The sequence below is a fragment of the Alicyclobacillus acidocaldarius subsp. acidocaldarius Tc-4-1 genome, assembly GCF_000219875.1.
Classification (GTDB): domain Bacteria; phylum Bacillota; class Bacilli; order Alicyclobacillales; family Alicyclobacillaceae; genus Alicyclobacillus; species Alicyclobacillus acidocaldarius_A.
This window is the reverse complement of sequence record NC_017167.1, coordinates 1,376,764-1,399,566: the sequence shown is the minus strand read 5'-3', so window position 1 is coordinate 1,399,566 and position 22,803 is coordinate 1,376,764. Positions and strand designations below refer to the sequence as shown.

Sequence of the window (22,803 nt, the reverse complement as noted above, 5' to 3'; positions counted from 1 at the left end):
CCTCACCCCCGCAGTCATCCCCCGCGCCGCTGTCGAACTTGGATAGCATATTCCAGTAACGCTTGGAGTGACAGACGATGCACCTTGGGATCCAGCCGGCGCAGCATTTTGCGGCCGGGCGTGGGGTTGAGCTCGATGAAGTACGGGTGGCCGTCCTCGCTCACCGCGAGATCCAGCCCCAGTTCGGCATACGGCCCAAATCGCTCGCGAGCGAGCTGCGCGATGGTCATGGCGATCTCGTCCAACTGGTCGACGAGATCGCTCGCCGGCTGCGGCCCGAACACCTCGGCGAGGACAGCATCCGCGGCCCGCGGTTCACTGCCCGTGTGAATGTTGGTGGTGACCGCCTGAGGCTTGGCAACGCGCGCGACCCTGGCGATGATCCGCGGTTGGTCACCGTCGCAGACGAGCCATCGAAGGTCAAATGGCCTGTTTCCCGTACGAGCGAGGGGGATGGTTTGCTGAGCCACGGATGGCAGCCACGAACGAGTGGGCCAAGCGCGTGAGAGATCGGACGGCGTCGCCACCACGATAGGTTCGCAGCCCGACGCAGGCCATAGCTCGATGCGGCCCGCTCGCCTCCGCACGCGGTGGACGCCCTGGCCCTGCGTCCCGTTGAGCGGCTTGACATACATGTCATCCTGCCTGGTGAGAAGCGCCACGAGGTCCTCCATCCGAGCGCACAACCAGGTGGGCGGGAGATGAGGTCGTAGGCGCTGGTGTACGCGAAGCCAGGTGTACAGTTTCCATTTATGCCCACTTTGTCGAGGGAGTGTATGTAGAAGCCCCTGTCGGCGAAGCGCGACTAATTCCCTTACGGCGACGGCTGGTTGGCGGTGGAAGACGCCGGACCGGCGCAACACCATGCCGACGTCCCTGCGTGGCGCTACTTCCCACTCGGCGCCCGTAAACACATGCGCGCGTCCGGCCGATAGATCGCCTGGCGTCAGGACTTGTACGTCCACGCCCCCACCGCGCCCGAGGAGGGTGAGATCTTGGAACAACCGCGTCTGTTCGCCGAACTTCCGCGACCCCGGAAAGGGGCCGTCCGCGTAGATGGTCAGTTGTGCGCGTGCAACGTCATCCCCCATGCGCGCACCTCCTCCGGACACAAAGGGAGGGGGCGCCTGCCCCCTCGAATGCGGTCGCGGCTTCAGTCTTCAATCTCGACTTCCTCGACCTGGCTCTCCTCTTCGAAGAAGTCGGCGTCTTTCTTGTCCGCGAGGTCGACCGTGACGACACACAACTTGGTCTGACCAATCACCTCGACGCCGAGTTCCTTCTCGACGCGCACCAACACCTCGGAGCCGTTGCCCGTCAGGGTGGCGTCCAGGCAGTTCGGGCTCTGGATCACGTGCACGCACACCTCGCGGCTGTCGCGCACACAGGCGTCGTCGATGTCGCGAAGGGCAATCTGTTCCGTGTACGTGACGGTCTCCTTGGCGACCGCCGTGTCCGTGTTGCCGTTGTACGAGTACCATACATTGATGTCAAACCGGCCCCGGACCTCGACGTAGTCGCCGACCAACTCCGCCTCGTACACGTGGTTCATCACCCAGCAGCCTCCGATTGTGCTCGGGCGGTGGGCCGGGCGAACCGTGTACGTGGTCTGAGAGTACTTGTTGCCGCGGCCACACACAGCATTGGCCATGATTTCCCGGTAGCTGAGGTCTTTACTGGACAGCACCATGCGGCTACCTCCTCTGTGCAGAAATCGAGCGGACCTGCGCTCGCAGGGATCGGACCGATTGCGAGGCAAGGAGCCAGCGGGCATCGCGCCCGGCGGCTTCTGCCCAGTCGCGCTCACAGCACATCGTATGCATGGGCGAATGGAGGTGCGCCGAGATGAACACGGGAGGGGAAAAATTGGGCGATGGCCCACAGGGTTTAAGCGGAGGATTTCCGGAGGGTTCTCCCAGACTTGCAGAGGTTTCGGTTTTGCCGCAAACGTCGGTGGCGCAATCCAACCATAGGCCGCCTCAGGCGGCGATTTGGCGATTCCGTCAGAGCAGCGACGTAGAAGGAAGCTGACGCAACAGAAACGCTTCAAAATTGCGGAAGAGGAAGTCCTGCGCGAGGTCTTGGCCGTACCGGTCGCACAGGCGTTCCGCGAACGTGCGGTAGTCCCGGCTGGCCGCGAGGCCGGGAATGTCCGCAGACGTGCCGTCGAAATCCGATCCAAAGCCGACGTGGCGGTGCCCTCCGAGATCGAGCACGTGATCCAAATGGCGGAACACGTCGTCCACCCCGACCGGATCCGGTCCGACGAATGATGGATGAAACGTCAACCCCATCCACCCGTCCCGGCGGATGATTTCGCGAATGACATCGTCCGTCAGATTCCTGCGGTGAGGATGGACAGCACGCGCGTTCGCGTGCGACGCCATGACGGGTCCATCCGTGAGCCGGAGCACGTCGCGCACACCCGCGTCATGCAGATGGGCGAGATCGATCCACATCGACAGATGCTGCATCTCACGCAGCACATCGCGCCCAGCGCGGGTGAGCCCAGCGCCTCGCAACTCGCCGCATCCGTCGGCCAACTCGTTCGCGTCGTTCCACGTCAGACCGACGCCTCGAACGCCGAGCCGGTACAGTACGCGAAGGAGTTCGACGCGCCCGCGCAGGCAGCCGCCGCCCTCAAGTGACAAGATGGCGGCCATTTGTCCCTGTTGGCGGGCGATGCGTAGATCTTCCTTGGAACGCACCGCCCGAACGTCGGCCAGGATAGCAATTTGCTGGTAGAAGGCGTCGATCTGCCGTAAAACTTGCGCGAGTTGCGTGTACGAGTCCAAGGACGGATCGACGTAGAGCGCGAACACTTGTGTGGCGACACCACCTTCGCGCAGGGAATGATAATTCGCGCGCAGATGGGGCGAGTCGTCCAGAAACGCCACGTTGCCCTCCGCCAACTTCATCAGGACGTCTACGTGTGCGTCGGCCACAAGCATTCGCGCCACTGAAGTTCATCCTTTCTCAACGAGGCTCTACGAGGAGGCGAATGGCAGTTCGGTCTTCGCCATCAATCTTGATGTCCGTAAAGGCAGGTACGCAGACCAGGTCGATTCCGCTTGGTGCGACGAACCCCCTCGCGATGGCGACGGCCTTGACGGCTTGATTGAGGGCGCCCGCGCCAATGGCCTGAATCTCTGCCGAACCTTGCTCGCGCACGACGCCGGCGAGGGCGCCTGCGACCGAATTGGGATTGGATTTTGCCGAGACTTTTAACACATCCACGGTGAGATGACCTCCTCTGTTCCGTCGGCAGTAGGACACTATACGATATTCGCCAGAAAGCCCTTTATGCCAACGGACAAGAGGGGTCAAACGTCGCCCAACAGCGCACGGCTCGCTGGAAACGCGAACAGATGTATAAAAATAGGGTCAGCCTCCAGGCTGCCCTATTTTGCGTATTCAACGGCTCTAGTTTCTCGAATTACCGTCACCTTGATCTGGCCGGGATAGTCGAGTTCATTCTCGATCTTCTTGGATATCTCCTTCGCAACCAGCGCAGACTCAGCATCGTCGACCAATTCGGGTTTTACAATGATGCGGATCTCGCGACCCGCCTGAATCGCATAACTCTTCTCGACACCCGCGAACGAATCCGCGATATGTTCGAGCTTCTCCAGACGTTTCATATACACTTCCAGTGTTTCGCGGCGCGCACCCGGGCGAGCCGCCGAGATGGCGTCTGCCGCCGCGACGATCACGGAAATCGGTGAGGTGAACTCCACGTCGCCGTGGTGTGCGGCGATACAGTTGATCACGACGGGATGCTCTTTGTATCGACGCGCAAGATCAACGCCGATCTCCACGTGCGACCCCTCCACCTCGTGCGTGACCGCCTTGCCGATGTCGTGCAGCAATCCACCTCGGCGCGCAAGGGCAGCGTCGAGCCCGAGCTCGGAAGCCATCATCCCTGCGAGATGCGCAACCTCGATGGAATGCTTCAGCACGTTTTGCCCGTAACTCGTGCGGAAGCGGAGGCGACCGAGAAGTTTCACCAGGTCGGGATGCAGGCCATGGACATTCGCGTCAAACGTGGCCTGTTCTCCCTGCTCGCGGATGACGTCCTCGATTTCCCGGCGAGCCCGCTCTACCATCTCCTCGATCCGCGCAGGGTGGATGCGCCCATCGGCAACCAGTCGCTCAAGTGCAATTTTGGCGATCTCGCGACGGATGGGGTCAAACCCTGACAGAATGACCGCTTCCGGCGTGTCATCGATAATCAAGTCCACGCCCGTAAGCGACTCGAGGGTTCGGATATTACGGCCTTCTCGTCCGATGATGCGGCCCTTCATCTCGTCATTCGGCAAGTTGACCACCGTCACGGTGATCTCGGAAGCATGATCCGCCGCACACCGCTGGATGGCGTTGGCGACAATGTCCCTCGCCCGCCGATCCGCCTCGCGCTTGGCTTCTTGTTCAATCTGCTTGACCATGACCGCCGCATCATGGCGCGCCTCGCGCTCAACCTGTTCCAGGATGAGCTGCCTCGCGCTTTCTCGCGTCAAACCGGAAATTCGCTCGAGCTCCCGGACCTGTTCCTGACGCAGAGCCTCAGCCTCGTCTTTGAGCGCCTGGATGGCTAGTTCTTCGCGGCGAAGCTCCTCCGACTTCTGCTCCAGGACTTCGAGCTTCTTATCGAGCGCCTCCTCTTTTTGCAGGATTCGGCGTTCCATCCGTTGAATCTCGTTGCGTCGCTCGCGCAGTTCCTTCTCGGCCTCCTGCCGGATGCGGTGAGCCTCTTCCTTGGCTTCAAGGACCGCTTCCTTGCGCCGAGCCTCGACGTCCCGCTGCGCGGCTTCTATAATTTCCAAGGCGCGCGCTTCTGCGGCGCCAATCTTGGCCTCGGCGACCATACGCCGGACCACGTAACCTACACCTAAGCCCAAGCCTAGACAAACCAGCGAAACCACAATCAACAGCCAGACTGCGACTTCCAATGAGGCGCCTCCTTGCTCCGGTCGACGATCACCTGTTCGCATCGGAACCATGACGTCTTCGAGCTAGAGGCCGTAGGTGATACGCACTTTTATTCTACGTGTTGTTTCAAAACGGTGTCAAGAAAAGGCGATTACGCTCGTGGGTCGACTTCCTGCTCACCCAGCCGTCTGATGGCTTCACGCACCGCCCAGCGCGCAAGGGAAGGTGAAAATCCCTTCCGCACAAGGCGCATCAGGATCCGGCGTTCATCCACGTCCGCAAGGCGGCCAGCCGCGCGGCGAAAGGATTTCTCCGCGAGCCTGAGCGCGGCCTCTCGCTCTCGTTCATCGTCGACGCACGACTCCAGGGCTTGGGTCACGAGCGCAGTCGGCGCCCCCCGAGATCTCAATTTCGCGCGAATTTCCCGGCGGCTTCTCGTCCCTCCCCAAACATCCACGAGATCCCGGACGAGTTTCTCGTCATTGAGAAGCCCCTTCTCGCGCAGGCGGGCCATCGCCCCCTCGATGACCTCACGCTCCCAGCCCTTGCGCAGGAGCGCCCGACTTAACTCACCTTCCAAGCGCGGGCGAACCTCGAACAGTTTCAGCGCCTCACGCAGGGCTCGCGCTACCTTCGATCTCCTCTCCAGATCCGCGTACTGCTTCACGGAGATCCTCATCCCGACCTTGAGCCCGCAATCGACCCAGTCCTCGGCTGTCAGGTACAGAGAGGGCGCACCTTCGAACTCCGCGCAAATGAGGGAGCGCCATTTGCCCGTGGCCTCCGTGCGGCGAATGAGAACGAACGATTCATCATCAGAAGGCGTCGAAGTCGTCGAAGGCGTCTGCACCATCGTCCGCATCCTCCGCAGCGGCGGCCACCAGCGGTTTTGCCGGATTCACGTGGAAGTACTCGCGAACCGCCGCCTCGATTTGCTCCGCGATCTCCGGATGCTCCTTTAAGTACTGCTTGGCGTTTTCACGCCCTTGTCCAAGGCGCTCCTCGCCAAAGGAATACCAGGCTCCGCTTTTCTGAACGACGTCGATTTCCGTAGCAATATCGATCAGGCTGCCCTCGCGCGAGATCCCTTCCCCAAACATGATATCCACGTCGCACTGGCGGAACGGCGGAGCGACCTTGTTTTTCACAACCTTGATTCGCGTCCGCGATCCCACCACGTCATTCCCCTGTTTGATGGCCTCAACGCGCCGAACTTCCAACCGCACAGAGGCGTAGAATTTCAGCGCGCGCCCGCCTGTCGTGGTCTCGGGATTTCCAAACATGACGCCGACCTTTTCCCGGATCTGGTTGATGAAGATGGCAATGGTCTTCGATTTACTGATGGCGCCCGCTAACTTGCGCAACGCCTGCGACATTAGGCGCGCCTGCAATCCGACGTGCGAATCGCCCATGTCGCCCTCCAGCTCATTCTTCGGGACCAGGGCTGCCACGGAGTCTACGACGATCACGTCCACCGCGCCACTTCGAACGAGCGCCTCTGCGATTTCGAGCGCCTGCTCCCCCGTGTCCGGCTGAGAAATCAAGAGTTCGTCGATGTTGACCCCAAGCTTTTGGGCGTACACCGGATCCAGCGCGTGTTCCGCGTCGATGAACGCCGCCTGACCGCCGAGCTTCTGCACCTCCGCGACAACGTGCAGCGCCACGGTCGTCTTGCCCGACGACTCCGGCCCGTAGATTTCCACGATTCTGCCACGAGGAAGTCCTCCGACGCCGAGCGCAATGTCAAGCGCAATCGATCCCGTCGGCACGGTCTCCACCGTCATTGCGGCCGCTTCACCGAGCCGCATGATGGAGCCCTTCCCAAACTCCTTTTCAATTTTTCGCAGGGCTTGTTCCAAAGCCGCTTTTTTGTCTCCCATGGCACACCATCCCTCAATTTCTTCAAGCGCGTATGCCCGTGAGCCTCTTCTCGGCTTGCTCCCGAACACGAGAACCTATTCGCGAACGCTCGCAGGAATCCTTCGATCCGATTGTACACGTTCCTGCGAAAAACGCAAACAAACGTTCGCATTGACGTTTCCGTTCCCCTAGGCGAAGCAAGAGCCGGACACTCGCGTGTCCGGCTCTCCCCCTGCTCGACCTGCGTTCAGCGGCGCGACGAGCGCGGCTTCGCGGGCTCCAAATTCACCCGCGTGCCATTGATTCGGCTTTGGCGCAGCGCCTCGTAGACGAAAGGCGCGCTCTCTTCCTCCACCTCGATGAACGTAAACTTCTCGAACATGTCGATCCGCCCAACCGCGTCGCCCGGCACACCGGCCTCTTCGGAAATGGCACGCACAAAGTCCTGCGGGCTCATCCGAGCTGTGCGGCCGACATTGACGAAGAACCGCACCATCCCCGGCCGCGCGCCCGTGTCTCCGAAGTCGTATTCGTCCGCCTCCGACCGGTTCCCATCTCCTGAGGATGCAAGTTTCAGCAGGGCTGAAGCGATATCGATGGGATCGTGCTCGTCCACGAGGCCGCTCAGAATCGCGCGATACGGCGCGAGGCCGCCCTCGCGGATGACGTCCACGATTTTGCTGCGCCACATCTCCGCCTGCCGCTCGGCCACGTCCTCCAGCGACGGCACCTCGCGGACCGTGATCTTCTGCTTGATTTCCCGCTCAATCTGCTTCAACAGCTTGTATTCGCGCGGCGTCACCAGCGTAATCGCGAGACCTCGCTTGCCAGCGCGCCCGGTGCGGCCAATGCGATGCACGTACGACTCGGGATCCTGCGGGACGTCGTAGTTAATGACGTGCGTCACGTCGTCGACGTCCAGGCCGCGAGCCGCCACGTCCGTCGCGACCAACAGCTCAATTTCGTTTTTGCGGAACTTCCGCATGACTCTGTCGCGTTGGGCCTGGCTCAGGTCGCCATGAAGTCCGTCAGCCAGGTACCCCCGCGCAAGCAGGGCCTCGACGAGATCGTCCACGCCGCGCTTCGTCCGGCAGAAGATGATCCCGAGCTGGATGTCCTCGCTGTCCACGATGCGGCAGAGGCTGTCGAGCTTGTTGCGCTCGAGCACCTTGTAGCACACTTGATCGATCTGCGGCACGGTCACCTCGCCGCGATTGACCGTGATGTGCTGCGGATCACGCATGTAACGCAGCGCGAGACGCTTGACCTCGTTCGGGAAGGTGGCCGAGAACAGCATGGTCTGCCGCTCGCTCGGCGTCTCGCGCAAAATGGCTTCGATGTCGTCAATGAAGCCCATGTCGAGCATCTCGTCGGCTTCGTCGAGCACGACCATCCGGACATCGCTCAGCGACAACGTGCCGCGGTGGATGTGGTCCAACACCCGTCCCGGGGTACCAATGACGATCTGCACGCCTTGCTTCAGAGCGCGGATTTGGTGCACAATCGACTGCCCGCCGTAAATCGGGACGGATCGGACACGCTTGTATTTCGCGATCTTGCGGATCTCACCCGCCACTTGAATCGCCAGCTCGCGCGTAGGGGTCAACACGATGGCCTGCACGCGCGGCTCCGTCGACACCCGTTCCACCAGCGGGATTCCAAACGCCGCCGTCTTCCCTGTGCCGGTCTGAGCCTGGCCGATCACGTCCCGGCCCTCCAGCACGACCGGAATACACGCCGCCTGAATCGGCGATGGCTCTTCAAACCCCATATCGTGAATCGCCTGCAGTACGCGGCGGTTCAACCCAAAAGACTCAAACGATGACATACTCTCAACCTTTCTCTCCTCTGCCTGTCTTGTCTCTTCCCACATCAGAATCTCCATTCAACTCCTGCCACAGTCTCCAGAGCGCCTGTTTGCAACTGCGGATGCGAATCTGGGCGCGCGAACCGCGCAGTCTGAGCTCATACACCTGCGACCCACGTGGTCCCGCGAGCCCCACGTACACAAGACCCACCGGTTTTTCCGGCGTACCGCCGCTGGGGCCCGCGATGCCCGTCACGCCAATGCCGTACGTCGCCCCGAGTTTCGCCCGGATGCCCTCCGCCAGCTCGCGCGCCATTTGTTCCGACACGGCTCCGTGTGCCGCCAAGGTCTCGGCGCGAACACCCACCACAGACTCCTTGATCCGATTGTCGTACGCCACGACACCGCCCACGAACGCGGCTGAGCTGCCGGGCACGTCCGTGATCATCTCGGCCAGCATGCCGCCGGTGCAGCTTTCCGCCACGGCCAACGTCGAGCCGGTCTCGTGGAGCCGCCGCAAGACGACGGAGGCCAGCGAGTCGTCGTCGACGCCGTAGATAAACGGCCCGAACCGCTTGCGCAACTCGTCCTCGACCGGACGGATCAGTTCCCAACACGCCTCTTCCGTGGGACCCGATGCCGTGATGCGGAGCACCATCTCGCCCTCCCCGGCGTACGGAGCCACGGTCGGGTTGTCCTTGCATGTCAGATCGGCGATGCTTGCATCCACATCCGACTCGCCGATGCCGCAGAAATGGAGAATCCGGGAAACCAACTTGCGCGTGCCGCCAAAGTGGTCAACCAGGCGAGGAATCACGTAATTTTGCAGCATGGGACGCATTTCGAGGGGCGGACCCGGAAGAAGAAAGTAATGCACGCCGTTGTGAAACACATACTGTCCCGGTGCGGTCCCGTTCGGGTTTGGAATCCATTCACCGCCCTCGATGACGAGGGCCTGCTTCCGGTTCTGCTCCGGCATGGGCCTGCCTCTTCGTTTGAAATAGGACTCGACCTCGGCGAGCGCCTCCTGGGAAAGTACGAGTCGTCTTCCCAGAAACTTCGCCAGCGATTCCTTCGTCAAGTCGTCCTGCGTCGGCCCCAGTCCTCCCGTCGCGATCACGACGTTCGAGCGCCGGGACGCGATGGAGAACGTCTCCATAATCCGCGCCTCGTTGTCTCCTACCGCACTGTGATAGTACACGTACATTCCGTGCTTCGCAAGTTCCTGCGAAATCTCTCGGGCATGCCCGTTGTGGATCTGCCCAATGACAATTTCTGTACCGACCGCAATCAATTCGGCGCGGCAAGGCTCTGCCAAGGACACAGCCACCCTCTCCATCCTGACAAGCGCCTCACGAGGCGCGCGACAAAATCATCTCTCGATTTTTCAAGAAATAGTCGATCGCCGACACCACAGTCATGATCACCATCACGTAGATCATCACCTGGGCAATCGGAACATTGATGACGGAAAAGGGAAATTATTCAACATCAAAAGCACGATTCCCACCATCTGTGCAGTCGTCTTCCACTTACCCCACTGGCTTGCCGCCACCACCACCCCGTCTCCCGCGGCGATGAGGCGGAGCCCGGTGACCGCGAACTCGCGGCTGATGATCACGATGGCGACCCAGGCCGGCATGCGCTGCATTTGAACCAGAATGATAAGCACCGCCGACACCAACAGCTTATCCGCCAGCGGGTCGAGAAATTTGCCGAAGTTTGTGATCATCTTCCGCTTCCGCGCGATGCGTCCGTCCAGTGCGTCCGTGGCCGCCGCCGCAATGAAGACGAGCGCAGCCAGGACCTCGTTTGCGGTGGTGGTCTGTCCGTGAAATGTCACCGAACCGATGTGGAACGGGACCAACAGGATGACGCAGACGACAGGCACCAGCAGAATCCTGGCCAGTGTAATCCGATTTGCCAGATTCAACGGCCCACGCCCCTCTTGTCCAATTTGCGCACGGGCACCCCATCACGAGCGATAGTTCGTGAATTGCAGCGGAACATCCAAATCGGCGTTCCGCAACATCTGAATGACCGCCTGAAGGTCGTCGCGGCTTTTGCCGGAGACGCGGATCTGATCTCCCTGAATCTGCGCCTGGACCTTGATCTTCGAGTCCTTGATGAGCTTGGTGATCTGCTTGGCGTGATCGGCGTCGAGGCCATTCACAAGCTCAACCACCTGGCGAACCGTGCCCCCGGAGGCAGGCTCGACCTTGCCCGGCCTCAGCGCCTTCAGCGACACATTCCGCTTGACAAGTTTGGTCTTGAGCACGTCCATCAACTGTTCAAGTTTGTACTCGTCATCCGAAATGAGTGTCAGCTTGTCGCCCTCCAGTCGGATCTCGCTCTTCGAACCTTTGAAATCAAACCTCGTCTCAATCTCCCGCCGAGCCTGCTGAACGGCGTTCGATACCTCCTGAAGATCCACTTTGGACACAATGTCGAACGAAGCCTCTTTGGCCATGTTCCCGCTCCTCTACATCCTCCAGTGTACGCTTCTGACCATTCCTCGTCACCCTCGCTCGATGACCACCACGGGCGCCCACGTGATGTTCGGAAGCTGGATGGGCTGCCCATCCACTGTGATGGATACCCCCTCGACATGCCCTAGGTGGAAGGTAACGTTGTTCTGCGCCGAGATCGATTTCGACTGTCCTTGATTCAGGATGACGTTCGGCGCCACCGCCTGTCCGTCTGCAGTCGCGCTGAACCACAGCTCGCCCGAATTGACGCTCACCACCACCTGGAGGCTCGTGGCGTTAAGCACTTTGTACGAGTACGTCCCGTTGGCGTACGGCAACGCCACCACCATAGGCTGTGCCTTCTTGACAGGCTGCGTCGCGTGCTTGGGCGGAGCCGTCTTATGCGTGGCAGGCTTGGTCGCCTCCGTCTTCTGCGGACTCGGCGTAGTGGTATTCGCTCCATGATTCGGTTGACCGTGGTGCTGATGCAGAAGAACATACAGCCCTCCAACCACCGCAAGCGCCCCGCCGATGAGAAGTCCTTGTCCGATCCAGGATCCCACCGATCGGACGGGCCGGTCATACGTCTCCCGTCGAGATGCCCCGGTGCGTTCATAGGCCCGGGATCTTGTCCGCTCCATCTCGTTGAGCGATCTCGGCTCTACCATCCGCGCCGCTGGCTTTCGGTCCGCGGCCCGGTTTTCGGAAGTCTGCGAAGAGGGCTCGGCCCTCACGCCTGGCTCACTGCTGCCCGCTTCACCGCCGTCCACGTACTTTTCCAAAAGCTCGCTTCCGTCCAGCCCGAGAACTTCGGCATAACTCCGGACAAAACCGCGCGCATACACGCGGCCGGGCAGGACATCCCACTGCCCTGATTCCAGCGCCTCGATATAGCGCTTCCGGATTTTCGTCCGCTCCTCGATATCTTCGACCGAGAGTCCGAGCGATTCGCGCCTGGCGCGCAGAATTTGCCCCAAATGCTCGTGCACGCGTCGCCCTCCCTTGTCCTGTGGCGTCTCTATTCTTGAGCCCACGTGGCCGCTTCGTCTTCGAACATATCATAGCGAATTTCTTCCTGCGGATCTCGGCGCAATTCGATCAACATGTCGAACAAATCCCACGTGTAGCGCGTCCGCCGGACAAAAATGTCGGGATGCTCGATCACGACCGGCGCTTTCATGCGCAGGATTTCGTCCACGCAGCGCATATGGTCCTCGCCGCCGCGCATCACGGAGACCGCGCCGTCGATAATGTAGACGAAGGGTTCGGCGCGAAACGTGGCGGATGGAAGCTCGCGCATAATCGTCTGCTTCAGCAGCGTGGACGACACAAACAGCCAACGCTTATTCGCATAGACGCTCGCCGCCACCACCGCCTCGGTCTTTCCCACGCGCGGCTGTCCACGGACGCCAATGACCTGTCGACCGGGGCGCTTCAGAATTTCACCCAAAAAGTCGACCAGAACGCCGAGTTCGTCTCGAACGAACCGATACGTCCGTTTCTCCGTGTCGCTCCGCTCGATAAATCGCCCGTGGCGCAGCGCAAGCCTGTCCCGAAGCGTCGGTTCCCGGAGCGCTGTCACTTCGATGTCTTCCATGGACTCGAGCATGGTCCGAAGCACATCGAGGATGTCAGGCCGATCCACGTCGATCAGGAATCCTCTTCCATACTCGGACACTCCCGATAATTGTACGATGTTGACCCCGAGCATGCCAAGCAGGGAAGCGATGTCGCCCAACAACCCCGGTCGATCTCGGCGAATGTGATACTGGAAGTAATACTCGGCCAAATCGTCTCAACCTTTCTCGCATCCTACGACAGGTGAAATGTATTCTCGAGGTTCGATCTCACGTTGGCCGGCAGCGAGGAAAAGGCGGCGTCCGCGCGCGCCGCTTCCAACTCCGCTCGAACCTGCAGTGCGGCCCACGCGGTGATCACCGAAGCCGGCAATCCCTTGTCGTATAGCGCGACAGATGACAAGTCGAGCACAAGGTGCTCGCCAGACCGCCAGGACGCCGGCGATGCGAGGACCTTGAACGCCCGAAGCACCTCCGAAGGGTCGAGGTGACCCGGCGCAATGGCGCAGCCTGGATTCGTCGCCGTTCCGAAACAGCCCCAGTTGGGCGTCACACCACGAAGCGACTGAATTGCCGCAGGAGATGCGTCGCCCCCAAGAACACCGAGTTCCACCGCGTACCCATAGCTCGACAAGCTAGGCGCGGCCTGTTGTGGAAGCGGAACCACCCGGACGTTCGCGTTCGTCTGGTACAGACCGACGAAGAACGCCTTTTGTTCAGCAGCGCTCGCCCCCTCCGGCACATACACGAGACTCGGCACGCCGCTGTATACGGCGCCGCTCGTCGATCCCGGCGCCAGGGCCACCATCCAATCCCCGCAGAGCGCACCGATGCTGTACGCGATGCCGACGGGATCCTGTGCCACTTCCGCGACATTGCTTGATTCCGTTAGAGGAGCTGGCCAATCGCTGACGACCAGAAAGCGCACGGAAGGATTTGAAGACGCCAACTCGTCGAGGCCCGGCGTGACGACGCTCGCGTCGTCGCATACGAGCATGAGACCTGTCAGTCTCCGTCTCGCAAGCTCCTTCTCCGCCTCCGACCGCCATGTGCTCGAAGATACGTGCACCACCTCAACTGCCGTGGCGCCTGCCGTTCCCAGTTGGGATGCAGACGGCGCAAACGGAGGCGAACCTACGATCTCCACGAGCACGGCGGGTTTGTGAACGGTCGGGCGCATCGCCGCAAGATCCGGCGCACCACAGCCCGCGACATTGGCCGCGACAGTGCAAATCGCCACCGCGAACCGCCACTTTCCTTTCACCGTCGACACTCCACTCCTTTTGCGCGGGCTTCCGCCAGCATCGCTTCACCCTATTGTAAACCTTCGCGATCGGCTTGTCTCATCCCAGGGAGATCTCCACGCTTGCCTTTCACGCGTCTCTCTCACATGATAAGGGTATACGAAAGGATGATGGCGCCGTGGGGGATATCAGCGGAGACCACGTGTCCGTAGCCAAAGCGCTGTACCAGCTTGACTTTTATTTAGAGCAGATCGACGCGCCGTTCGACATTTACGACCTCTATGAGGAGGCCTATCGAGAGCTGCGCGGGAAGTACTACGACGAGACCTGGCTCGATCATCTCGAGGACCACCCGCATGTGCGTGAGTCGCTCGACGAGAATTTTACGCTGCAGACCATCGTGGATGCGCTTCTGCGCACAGGTCACGAGCCGGTTGTTCGCGCGCTGATGCGATCGTTTCGCCGCGAGCAGATCTCCGTCACCCAGCGGTTCATCGACGGCGCAAGCCGACAAAAGGGACGCCCCTAGGCGTCCCTTTTGTCTTCTGACTGCTTCTGGCTCGGAGCGAAAGGTCCTCAGTTCGCCAGGGGCTTCAGTTCGATCCAGCACGCTTCGTCCACGCTCGTATCGTCTTGATGTGCACCCTCCATCGCGCCAGCCAGATCTTCCCCGGCTGTCCGGGCCGCCAAATGCGCGTAGGCGCTCCGCCCCAGCCCGGCCGTTCCCACGATGGTTCCTCCCTCTGTGAAGGTGATCTCGGCCTCCGCAATCGGCTCTTTCAACAAGTACAGATCGCTCAAATACGCGTCCGTATCCGCGCGCATATCGCGAAACGCGACCGTCGGGTCTGGCAACTGCCCAGAGGCCGTCTCCACTTCCACCATCGCCGACACGACGAACTGGCCGTCGCCGCGATCGTCGGGCAACACCGCGAGGTCATACAGCCCCGGAATGTCCGCCAGACTCGCGGCGATGGTGTCCATCTCGGCATCCGACGGCGCGGCTTCAGTGGACATGACGACCTCGCCGGCGCCACGAACGCCAGACGCGTTGCGATCCGCTCCCCGCTCCGACAACGCGTGTTCCAAACCCATGTATCCACACAGCGCGAGAAAAGCCACGGCCATGAGCGTGATGGACGATTTTTGGCGTACCACCCGTCGTCCTCTCCTTGTATTGGACTAGGACATGTATACGGGAGGGCGGACGGGTGTATGCCTCACTCGGCCTGATGCTGGCGCATGAACGAGGCTTTGGCCTGCAGCCACTGCTCTTTCGTGATCAGCACCTCGCGAGGCTTGCTGCCCTCGTATGGTCCTACAATTCCGCTTTGTTCCATTTGATCGATGATGCGTGCGGCGCGCGAGTATCCGATGCGAAACCGCCGCTGCAAAAGGGAGACGGACGCTTGCCCCATGTCCACGACGAGATCGACCGCGTCCATGAACAGGCTGTCGAGTTCCGGCTCGCCCTCGTCCTCCGGTTCCTCTTCGATGGCGGTACTCAGATCCATCGTATACACCGCGTGCTGCTGACTCTTCACGTATTCCACGAGCCGCTCAATCTCGCGTTCCGACACGTAAGCGCCCTGCACGCGCGTCGGTTTCGCCGCTCCCACGGGATAGTACAACATGTCGCCGCGGCCGAGCAGCTTCTCCGCGCCGCCCATGTCGAGGATGGTGCGGGAATCCGCCATGGACGAAACAGCAAACGCAATTCGGCTGGGGATGTTCGCCTTGATGAGACCGGTGATGACGTCGACCGAGGGGCGCTGCGTCGCCACAATGAGGTGAATCCCTGCCGCGCGCGCCATTTGCGCCAAGCGGCAGATGGCGTCTTCCACGTCGTGCGGCGCCACCATCATCAAATCGGCCAATTCGTCGACGATCACGACGATATATGGCAGCGGCTCGAGACCTTCTTCGCGCATGATCTCGTTGAACCGATCGATGTCGCGCGCGCCCCGCTCCGCCATCAGCCGATACCGGTTCTCCATCTCCTGCACGATTTTCTTGAGCGCGCCCGCGGCCAGCCTCGCGTCCGTCACGACGGGCGTCAGAAGGTGCGGAATGCCGTTGTAGATGCTCAGCTCGACCATCTTGGGATCGATCATCATCAGCTTGACCTCGTGGGGCTTGGCGCGCACCAAGAGGGACGCGATCATCCCGTTGATGCAGACGCTCTTGCCCGATCCCGTGGCGCCCGCCACCAGGAGGTGAGGCATCTTCTGCAGATCCCCGACAATCGGTGCACCGGTGATGTCGCGCCCGAGCGCGAGCGCGAGCTTCGCGGGCGAGTTCTGAAATTCGGGCGACTCCAGGACCTCGCGGAGCGTCACCACGGCGATCTCGTCATTGGGAATCTCGATGCCGATCACGGATTTGCCCGGCACCGGCGCCTCGATGCGGATATCCCGGGCCGCCAGCGCGAGCGCGATGTCGTCCTGAAGCGACAGGACCCGCGCAACCTTCACGCCGGCCGCAGGCTGAATTTCGTATCGCGTCACCGTGGGCCCGCGGTGAATTTCCACGACCCGAGCCTGCACGTTGAACGACTGGAGCGTAGACTGCAGCTTGTGCGCATTCTCTTGCACGTTCGCCGTCGCCACAGGCGCGTGCTTGCCCGAAGGTGGATCGAACAGCGTGAGCGGAGGAAGCTGATACGACTCGTCGTGGACCATCGGCCCCACCTCGTACTCGGGCACAACGGTCGAATTTCGCTCCTCCTCACGCGTGGGCGATGGCCTTTTCCGCTCGCCTTTCGACGGGAAGCGGACCACAAGTCCCTTGGCATCGGTCTCGACCACAGGTTCGTCGGGCTCTCCCCAGGGCGGGAGGTCGTCGGCCTTCTCCGACCGGCTGGCGCGAGCCGCAAAGTCATGGATGATGGGCTCCGCCTCCACCTGAGGAGCCTCCGGCTCCGCTTCCTCCAGCACGTCGCCGTCAATCACCACTGCAGGCCGTGTGGCCCTCGGCGCATCCTCCACCACTTCGGGCTCAGGATCTTTCTCCCGTCTAAACACCTGCCCAGCCTGCCGACGGATGTTGGACCACATGCGGTCTAAAGCCTGCTCCGTATACCGAGAACCGCGACGAACCACGCTCACGAGCGACACCTGGAAGACGAGGGCAATCCCGATAAGCCCCCCCGCGACAATCACCAGACGCGGCCCCAGCTCGTAGGTCTGCGGCGAATTGAACAAGAGATGTAAGAGTTGAAAGACGAAAAAGCCAATGAGTCCCCCTCCGGCGCTCGGAGGCGCACCGGACGTCGGATGAAAGACGTAGGCGCGCAAGGCCTGCAGCGCGTTCCACTCGCTCGACCAAAAGTACGACTGAAGCCCTTGATCCGCGAGATTGGAATAAAAATTCATCTCAATGAGAGCGAGCATGCACAGGAGGAGGATCAAGAGACCCAGATGGCGGCCGTCCCACACGAAGCGACTCCTGCGCACCATCATGTAAACGGCCGCGTAGCCCACCAAAATGGGAATGAGAAAATACCAGCTCCCAGCGAGGTAGATGCTCACGACGGCCAGGAACTGGCCCACGAGTCCCAGGCGCCCGAGCGCCAGCGCACAGGCCGTGAGCATCGCCAGACCGGTGACTTCGTACTTCAGCACATTCTTTTGCTGCTGCTTGCGAGCCAATCCTCACCAGTCCCTTCCTTAGACTGATGATTCGACCCGGGCGCTCAAACTCCTGCCTTCCGCCTTCAGCGAAGCGCGGTGCCCGGCTGCCACTCAGGCCTGAGATAGTCACTTGCAATGGGGCTTATCAGCCGCACAAGTCTCGGCGTGCCGGATTCGTCCCGGGCGACGATGAGCGTGCGGTGTCCATCCTTCCACTCTTCGAAGCGCGGCCCACTGCCCCACCACCCGCTATAAATTTCACTCTCTGCCAAGATCGTCCAAAGCATCACTGGATCACCCCCGGCCGAGGAACTTGCGCGAGCACCGCACCTGTTCGGGACTCCTTGTGTTCCCGAATGAGATCTTTCAGTTTCTTCATCGCATGCCCCAGGCCGCCCACTTCGTCGCACAGGCCATACTTGACGGCATCCCGTCCCACCACCGTCGTGCCGATGTCTTTCGCCATCTCGCCGGTGTTGAGCATCAAGTGGCGAAACATGTCCTCCGAAATTCGCGAGTGTTCAACCACGAAACGGATCACCCGATCCTGCATCTTCTCGAGGTACTCAAACGACTGCTGCACGCCAATCACGAGGCCGTTCAAGCGAATCGGATGGATGGTCATGCTGGCGGACTCAGCGATGAACGTGTAATCCGCTGCTACCGCGATGGGGACGCCGATGGAGTGGCCTCCGCCGAGCACGACGGACACCTTGGGTTTCGACATCGACGCCACCAGTTCTGCGATGGCGAGGCCCGCCTCTACGTCGCCGCCCACCGTGTTGAGGATGATGAGCAATCCATCGATTTTATCGCTCTCCTCCACCGCGACAAGCTGCGGGATGACGTGTTCGTATTTCGTGGTCTTGTTCTGCGGCGGCAGCACCATGTGACCCTCGATCTGGCCGATGACCGTCAAACAATAGATGTCGCCCGTCACCACGGCGGCGGGTTCGTTCGCGCCGAGCGACTCGACGGACGAGGGAGCGTCCTTCGTCTCCTGAGCATCCGCCCCGCCCGTAGTCTTCGCGTTCATCACCGCATCGTAGGTGGACTTTGTCTCCATGTTCGCATCCGCCTCCCGCCGTCCCAGTATCGGCAAAGGGAAGCGCGTCCATACGCAACCGCCGATTCGGTCCGGCTTAGAACGGCGGTCCTGCTGAAAGACGACGAGGGCTATCCCCGCTCGCCGCGTTTCGTGCGGACCGAGGATAGCCCTGACTTCGCGGATGCAGCCCTTGGCCATCACGCCTCCATAATGATGGGCAGGATCATCGGGCGGCGCCGCGTCTGTTCGTACAGGTACCTGCCGAGTGTATCGCGGACCGCCGTCTTCAGCGAAGACCACTCGCTCACGTTGTCCGAGACCAGTTTGCTGAGTGTGCTCTCCACGAGGCGATTCGCCTCGTCCAAAAGCGCCTCTGACTCGCGCACATAGACGAACCCGCGCGAGATGATGTCGGGACCCGACAGGATGTGTCCTGTCGTCTTGGACAGCGTGACCACCACGACCAGGATGCCGTCCTGCGACAACAACTTGCGATCTCGCAACACGATATTGCCGACATCTCCCACGCCGAGCCCGTCGATCATCACCGATCCAGCCGGCACCTTGCCGCCGAGTCGGGCGCGCCCGTCTTCAAATTCGACCACATCGCCAATCTCCGTGATGAAGATGTGGTCCGGCTGAATGCCGAGTTGCATGGCGAGATCGGCGTGAATTCGCTGCATGCGAAACTCGCCGTGAACCGGGACGAAGTACTTCGGGCGCACGAGTTGGAGCATCCACTTGAGCTCTTCCTGGCTTCCGTGCCCTGAGGCGTGCACGCCGCGGTAAATCACGTGAGCTCCCGCGCGGAACAGCTGATCGATGGTCCTCGCCACGAACTTTTCGTTGCCCGGAATGGGCGAACTCGCTAACACCACGGTGTCGCCCGGCACGATTTCGATCTTCCGATGCGCGGCGCGAGCCATGCGCGTAAGCGCGGACATGGGCTCTCCTTGACTGCCCGTGGAGAGGATGACCACCTTTTCTGGCGGCAACTTGTTCACCTCGTCGGGATCGATCAGCGTGTCCGGCTGCGCCTCCAAATACCCGAGTTGCAGCGACGTCTGGACATTGTTGACCATGCTGCGGCCGACAATGGCGACCTTGCGGCCATGTCGCTCCGCCGCCCGAATCATCAGTTGCAGGCGGTGGATGTTGGACGCAAAAGTGGACAGAATGACGCGCCCAGGGGCCTGACTGATGATCTCGTCAATTCGAATCCCGACCGTCATCTCGGACGGCGTGTAACCGGGCCGCTCTGCATTCGTGCTGTCGCCGACGAGCGCGAGCACGCCCCGCGCCCCCCACTGCGCCAACTTATGAATGTCCGCGTGCCGCCCGTCAATTGGCGTCTGATCGAACTTGTAGTCGCCCGTGTGGATGACAATACCTTCCGGCGTTTCGATGGCAAACCCGACCGTGTCCGGAATGCTGTGGTTCACGTAAAACGGAGACACTGCGAATTGGCCGAGCTGAACGCGCGACTTGCCGTCCATCGTCACGAGCTTCACGTCGTGAACGCCCGCCTCGCGCAGCTTGTTCTCGACGAGACCGAGCGTCAACCGCGTCCCGTACACTGGCACCTTGATCTCCCGAAGCACGTACGGAAGCCCGCCGATATGGTCCTCGTGTCCGTGCGTCAGAAAGATGCCGCGAATTTTCTCGCGATTCTCGACCAAAAACGTGATATCCGGAATGACGATATCGATGCCGAGCATATCTTCGTCGGGAAACTTCAGCCCCGCATCGACCACAATCATGTCCTGCCCGTACCAATACAACGTCATGTTCTTTCCAATCTCCCCGACTCCGCCGAGCGGGATGATGGAAAGTCTCGATTTGGATCTTGGCATTTTGCACCTCCGTTGCCACACTTATGGAATTCAGCGACACGATCACGACCCGCCCGCCCGGTCTCTTTTCGCACTTCCCTCAACATGCAAAAAAAGCCCGCTCAGACCAAGGCCGTGTCTTTCTGTGCATCGAACGCGCTCAAACGGACCACCCGACCCGTTCCATCCGCTTTCACGCCATTCGTTGTCTCCGCGCCAGGGTTCGCACGCCCCTCGCGCGAATAAGCCGCACATGTCACTATCATTGTCATTATACTCCCGTTCGGATCCTCATACAACCATCCATCGCCGCCTACGGCGCGAACAAGGAATCCGACCGACCGCGGCGTCGCCCACAAGATGTAGTCTTGAATCAGAAATCATGCTACAATTGAGTTTGATTGAAAGCGATTGCAATTACGCGAGCGCCGCCCTATCGTTCTGGTAGGACCGCCGGAGCGGTATACTCCAGTGGGGAGGTCTTCAACGACATGGAACTGTTTACCCGCATGGCCCAATACGACTACGAACAGGTGGTGTTCTGCTACGACGAGGCCTCGGGCCTGCGCGCCGTCATTGCCATCCACGACACGACGCTCGGCCCTGCGCTCGGCGGGTGCCGGATGTGGACCTACCCGTCCGAAGAAGATGCGGTCGTCGACGCGCTGCGCCTGGCGCGTGGCATGACCTACAAGGCGGCCGCGGCCGGACTGAACCTCGGCGGCGGCAAGACCGTGATCATGGGAGATCCTCGCAAGGACAAGAGTGAGGCCCTGTTTCGCGCCCTCGGGCGGTATATCCACAGCCTGGGCGGGCGTTACATCACCGCCGAAGACGTCGGCACCACCGTTCAGGACATGGATCTCATTCACCTCGAGACGCCGTACGTGTGCGGCATCTCGCCGAGTTACGGTTCGAGCGGCAACCCGAGCGGCATGACCGCCCTTGGCGTCTTTCGCGGGATCCAGGCGAGTGCCAAGTATCTCTACGGCACGGACGATCTCGCCGGGCGCCGCGTCGCGATTCAGGGGCTGGGAAGTGTCGGGTACGAACTAGCTCGCCTCCTGCGAGGGGCCGGAGCCCAACTGCTTGTGGCCGACGTCAACCCTGTGCAGGTAGAACGGGCGGTCAACGAATTCGGCGCACAGGCGCTGGCTCCTCAAGACATCCTGAGCGCTGACTGCGACATCGTCGCGCCGTGCGCACTGGGCGCGGTCTTGAACGACGAGACGATTCCGCGGATCCGGGCGCAGATCATCGCAGGCTCAGCGAACAACCAACTGGCCGAGGAGCGGCACGGAGACATGTTGCACGAGCGAGGTATTTTGTACGCACCGGATTACGTGATCAACGCCGGTGGACTTATCAACGTGGCGGACGAGCTCGAAGGGTATCATCCGGATCGCGCTCGGTCCAAGGTCGAGCGAATTTACGAGATTATGCTCAACCTGTACAAGCTCTCGGCCGAGCGGCGCATTCCGACGCATCGGGCCGCTGACGAGATGGCCATGAAGCGCATCGAAACCCTGCGGCAGGTCCGGAGCACGCACTTGGGTCATCACGAACCGCTGCGTCGCGGGCGCTGACCTAAAAAAGTGCGAGGCGCGGGGACCTACCCCGCGCCTTTCGTATCCGCCCATTCACCTCGGTTGCATCCGCAGCGCCCCGTCCAGGCGGATGACTTCGCCGTTCAGCATGGGGTTTTCCACGATATGCCGCGCCAAGAACGCGTACTCGCGCGGCCGTCCCAGCCGCTGCGGGAACGGTACCTGCTGCCCGAGCGACTGGCGCGCGGCCTCGGGCAGGCCCATGAGAAGCGGCGTCTCAAAGATGCCCGGCGCGATGGCCACCACGCGAATGCCGTACGCCGCCAGCTCTCGCGCCGCGGGAAGCGTGAGCCCGACGATGCCGCCCTTGGACGCCGAGTAGGCCGCCTGGCCAATCTGACCCTCGTACGCCGCGATGGACGCGGTGTTGATGATCACCCCCCGCTCGCCGTCTTCAAGCGCTGGCGCCTCGGCTACGCGCGCCGCCACGAGGCGCAACACGTTGAACGTACCGACGAGATTGATCTGGATCACGCGCGCGAAGCTCTCCAGCGCATGCACGCCACGCTTCGAGAGAATTTTTTCCACCGCGGCGATCCCGGCGCAGTTCACGGCGCCCCGGAGCACGCCGCCCTCCGCAGCTTCGCCCACCGCGCGGCGCACCGCGTCTTCGTCCGTCACGTCGACGCGGAAAAACTGGCCGCCGATCTCCTCCGCCACTCGCTTTCCTCGTTCCTCCTGAATATCGAAGATGGCGACGCGCGCGCCGGCCTCGGCGAACGCCCGCGCTGTCGCTTCGCCGAGCCCGGATCCGCCGCCTGTCACAATGAACGTCGCTCCGTCAAGTTTCATTCCGCAA

At 61.4% G+C, this 22,803-nt stretch carries 21 protein-coding genes and 1 pseudogene; 2 read left to right on the top strand and 20 right to left on the bottom strand.

Annotation, left to right across the window (positions count from 1 at the left end; all coding sequences use genetic code 11):
- Nucleotides 1-14 precede the first annotated feature (14 nt).
- The 14 genes and pseudogenes from TC41_RS06560 to TC41_RS06495 form a co-directional block, all read right to left on the bottom strand.
- The gene (locus tag TC41_RS06560) at nt 15-1,091 is read right to left on the bottom strand and encodes a YheC/YheD family protein (protein WP_014464229.1); all 1,077 of its coding nucleotides are present in this window, start codon (nt 1,089-1,091) and stop codon (nt 15-17) included.
- 62 nt (nt 1,092-1,153) lie between these two features.
- Nucleotides 1,154-1,690, bottom strand: coding sequence for an outer spore coat protein CotE (cotE, locus tag TC41_RS06555; protein ID WP_014464228.1), 537 nt, complete (start codon nt 1,688-1,690; stop codon nt 1,154-1,156).
- A 313-nt stretch (nt 1,691-2,003) separates the two neighbouring features.
- A complete protein-coding gene (locus tag TC41_RS06550) occupies nt 2,004-2,951 on the bottom strand; it encodes a dipeptidase (RefSeq protein ID WP_041695741.1) in 948 nt (315 codons plus the stop codon).
- Nucleotides 2,952-2,976: 25 nt separating this feature from the next.
- The gene (locus tag TC41_RS06545) at nt 2,977-3,237 is read right to left on the bottom strand and encodes a stage V sporulation protein S (protein WP_014464226.1); all 261 of its coding nucleotides are present in this window, start codon (nt 3,235-3,237) and stop codon (nt 2,977-2,979) included.
- Between the two features lie 164 nt (nt 3,238-3,401).
- Complete coding sequence (gene rny / locus TC41_RS06540; protein ID WP_041695132.1) at nt 3,402-4,949, bottom strand: ribonuclease Y; 1,548 nt, start codon at nt 4,947-4,949, stop codon at nt 3,402-3,404.
- A 131-nt stretch (nt 4,950-5,080) separates the two neighbouring features.
- Nucleotides 5,081-5,782, bottom strand: a complete 702-nt coding sequence (locus TC41_RS06535; protein ID WP_014464224.1) for a regulatory protein RecX — start codon at nt 5,780-5,782, stop codon at nt 5,081-5,083.
- Nucleotides 5,745-6,809: a recombinase RecA gene (recA, locus tag TC41_RS06530; protein ID WP_014464223.1), complete on the bottom strand. Its 1,065-nt coding sequence runs from the start codon at nt 6,807-6,809 to the stop codon at nt 5,745-5,747. The genes TC41_RS06535 and recA overlap by 38 nt, the downstream gene beginning before the upstream one ends.
- Before the next feature lie 227 nt (nt 6,810-7,036).
- Nucleotides 7,037-8,617: a DEAD/DEAH box helicase gene (locus TC41_RS06525; RefSeq protein WP_014464222.1), complete on the bottom strand. Its 1,581-nt coding sequence runs from the start codon at nt 8,615-8,617 to the stop codon at nt 7,037-7,039.
- A gap of 4 nt (nt 8,618-8,621) precedes the next feature.
- Nucleotides 8,622-9,920 carry a competence/damage-inducible protein A gene (locus TC41_RS06520; RefSeq protein WP_041695740.1) on the bottom strand — a complete coding sequence of 433 codons (1,299 nt, stop codon included), beginning with the start codon at nt 9,918-9,920 and terminating at the stop codon, nt 8,622-8,624.
- A 28-nt stretch (nt 9,921-9,948) separates the two neighbouring features.
- Nucleotides 9,949-10,529, bottom strand: a pseudogene (gene pgsA / locus TC41_RS06515) (CDP-diacylglycerol--glycerol-3-phosphate 3-phosphatidyltransferase).
- A 42-nt stretch (nt 10,530-10,571) separates the two neighbouring features.
- The gene (locus tag TC41_RS06510) at nt 10,572-11,066 is read right to left on the bottom strand and encodes a YajQ family cyclic di-GMP-binding protein (protein ID WP_014464219.1); all 495 of its coding nucleotides are present in this window, start codon (nt 11,064-11,066) and stop codon (nt 10,572-10,574) included.
- A 48-nt stretch (nt 11,067-11,114) separates the two neighbouring features.
- The gene (locus TC41_RS06505; RefSeq protein WP_041695131.1) at nt 11,115-12,053 is read right to left on the bottom strand and encodes a helix-turn-helix domain-containing protein; all 939 of its coding nucleotides are present in this window, start codon (nt 12,051-12,053) and stop codon (nt 11,115-11,117) included.
- Between the two features lie 29 nt (nt 12,054-12,082).
- Nucleotides 12,083-12,853 carry a DUF3388 domain-containing protein gene (locus tag TC41_RS06500; protein ID WP_012810807.1) on the bottom strand — a complete coding sequence of 257 codons (771 nt, stop codon included), beginning with the start codon at nt 12,851-12,853 and terminating at the stop codon, nt 12,083-12,085.
- 23 nt (nt 12,854-12,876) lie between these two features.
- On the bottom strand, nt 12,877-13,905 hold the full coding sequence (locus TC41_RS06495; RefSeq protein ID WP_148260136.1) for a hypothetical protein: 1,029 nt from the start codon (nt 13,903-13,905) through the stop codon (nt 12,877-12,879).
- Nucleotides 13,906-14,063: 158 nt separating this feature from the next.
- Here TC41_RS06495 and TC41_RS06490 point away from each other — a divergent pair, with 158 nt between their 5' ends.
- Nucleotides 14,064-14,414 carry a hypothetical protein gene (locus tag TC41_RS06490; protein ID WP_014464216.1) on the top strand — a complete coding sequence of 117 codons (351 nt, stop codon included), beginning with the start codon at nt 14,064-14,066 and terminating at the stop codon, nt 14,412-14,414.
- A gap of 47 nt (nt 14,415-14,461) precedes the next feature.
- On the opposite strand, the gene TC41_RS06485 is transcribed toward TC41_RS06490, so the two are convergent.
- The 5 genes from TC41_RS06485 to TC41_RS06465 all read right to left on the bottom strand — a co-directional run bounded on the left by TC41_RS06485 (nt 14,462) and on the right by TC41_RS06465 (nt 20,418).
- Nucleotides 14,462-15,043 carry a hypothetical protein gene (locus TC41_RS06485; RefSeq protein ID WP_014464215.1) on the bottom strand — a complete coding sequence of 194 codons (582 nt, stop codon included), beginning with the start codon at nt 15,041-15,043 and terminating at the stop codon, nt 14,462-14,464.
- A gap of 62 nt (nt 15,044-15,105) precedes the next feature.
- Complete coding sequence (locus TC41_RS06480) at nt 15,106-17,535, bottom strand: FtsK/SpoIIIE family DNA translocase (RefSeq protein ID WP_014464214.1); 2,430 nt, start codon at nt 17,533-17,535, stop codon at nt 15,106-15,108.
- A 65-nt stretch (nt 17,536-17,600) separates the two neighbouring features.
- On the bottom strand, nt 17,601-17,804 hold the full coding sequence (locus TC41_RS06475; RefSeq protein ID WP_014464213.1) for a YlzJ-like family protein: 204 nt from the start codon (nt 17,802-17,804) through the stop codon (nt 17,601-17,603).
- On the bottom strand, nt 17,804-18,583 hold the full coding sequence (locus TC41_RS06470; protein ID WP_014464212.1) for a ClpP family protease: 780 nt from the start codon (nt 18,581-18,583) through the stop codon (nt 17,804-17,806). The genes TC41_RS06475 and TC41_RS06470 overlap by 1 nt, the downstream gene beginning before the upstream one ends.
- A 179-nt stretch (nt 18,584-18,762) precedes the next feature.
- Complete coding sequence (locus TC41_RS06465; protein WP_014464211.1) at nt 18,763-20,418, bottom strand: ribonuclease J; 1,656 nt, start codon at nt 20,416-20,418, stop codon at nt 18,763-18,765.
- Between the two features lie 470 nt (nt 20,419-20,888).
- Here TC41_RS06465 and TC41_RS06460 point away from each other — a divergent pair, with 470 nt between their 5' ends.
- Nucleotides 20,889-21,983 (top strand): Glu/Leu/Phe/Val family dehydrogenase, encoded by a 1,095-nt coding sequence (locus TC41_RS06460; protein WP_014464209.1) that lies wholly within the window; start codon nt 20,889-20,891, stop codon nt 21,981-21,983.
- A gap of 54 nt (nt 21,984-22,037) precedes the next feature.
- Here TC41_RS06460 and TC41_RS06455 read toward each other — a convergent pair whose 3' ends face one another.
- Complete coding sequence (locus TC41_RS06455) at nt 22,038-22,796, bottom strand: 3-hydroxyacyl-CoA dehydrogenase (protein WP_014464208.1); 759 nt, start codon at nt 22,794-22,796, stop codon at nt 22,038-22,040.
- Between the last annotated feature and the right edge of the window lie 7 nt (nt 22,797-22,803).

Excerpts from the sequence above, each read along its gene's own strand:
- TC41_RS06560 (WP_014464229.1), bottom strand. The coding sequence starts at position 1,091 with ATGGGGGATGACGTTGCACGCGCACAACTGACCATCTACGCGGACGGC.
- cotE (WP_014464228.1), bottom strand. The coding sequence starts at position 1,690 with ATGGTGCTGTCCAGTAAAGACCTCAGCTACCGGGAAATCATGGCCAAT.
- TC41_RS06550 (WP_041695741.1), bottom strand. The coding sequence starts at position 2,951 with ATGCTTGTGGCCGACGCACACGTAGACGTCCTGATGAAGTTGGCGGAG.
- TC41_RS06535 (WP_014464224.1), bottom strand. The coding sequence starts at position 5,782 with ATGGTGCAGACGCCTTCGACGACTTCGACGCCTTCTGATGATGAATCG.
- recA (WP_014464223.1), bottom strand. The coding sequence starts at position 6,809 with ATGGGAGACAAAAAAGCGGCTTTGGAACAAGCCCTGCGAAAAATTGAA.
- TC41_RS06525 (WP_014464222.1), bottom strand. The coding sequence starts at position 8,617 with ATGTCATCGTTTGAGTCTTTTGGGTTGAACCGCCGCGTACTGCAGGCG.
- TC41_RS06510 (WP_014464219.1), bottom strand. The coding sequence starts at position 11,066 with ATGGCCAAAGAGGCTTCGTTCGACATTGTGTCCAAAGTGGATCTTCAG.
- TC41_RS06475 (WP_014464213.1), bottom strand. The coding sequence starts at position 17,804 with ATGCTTTGGACGATCTTGGCAGAGAGTGAAATTTATAGCGGGTGGTGG.
- TC41_RS06470 (WP_014464212.1), bottom strand. The coding sequence starts at position 18,583 with ATGGAGACAAAGTCCACCTACGATGCGGTGATGAACGCGAAGACTACG.
- TC41_RS06465 (WP_014464211.1), bottom strand. The coding sequence starts at position 20,418 with ATGCCAAGATCCAAATCGAGACTTTCCATCATCCCGCTCGGCGGAGTC.
- TC41_RS06460 (WP_014464209.1), top strand. The coding sequence starts at position 20,889 with ATGGAACTGTTTACCCGCATGGCCCAATACGACTACGAACAGGTGGTG.
- TC41_RS06455 (WP_014464208.1), bottom strand. The coding sequence starts at position 22,796 with ATGAAACTTGACGGAGCGACGTTCATTGTGACAGGCGGCGGATCCGGG.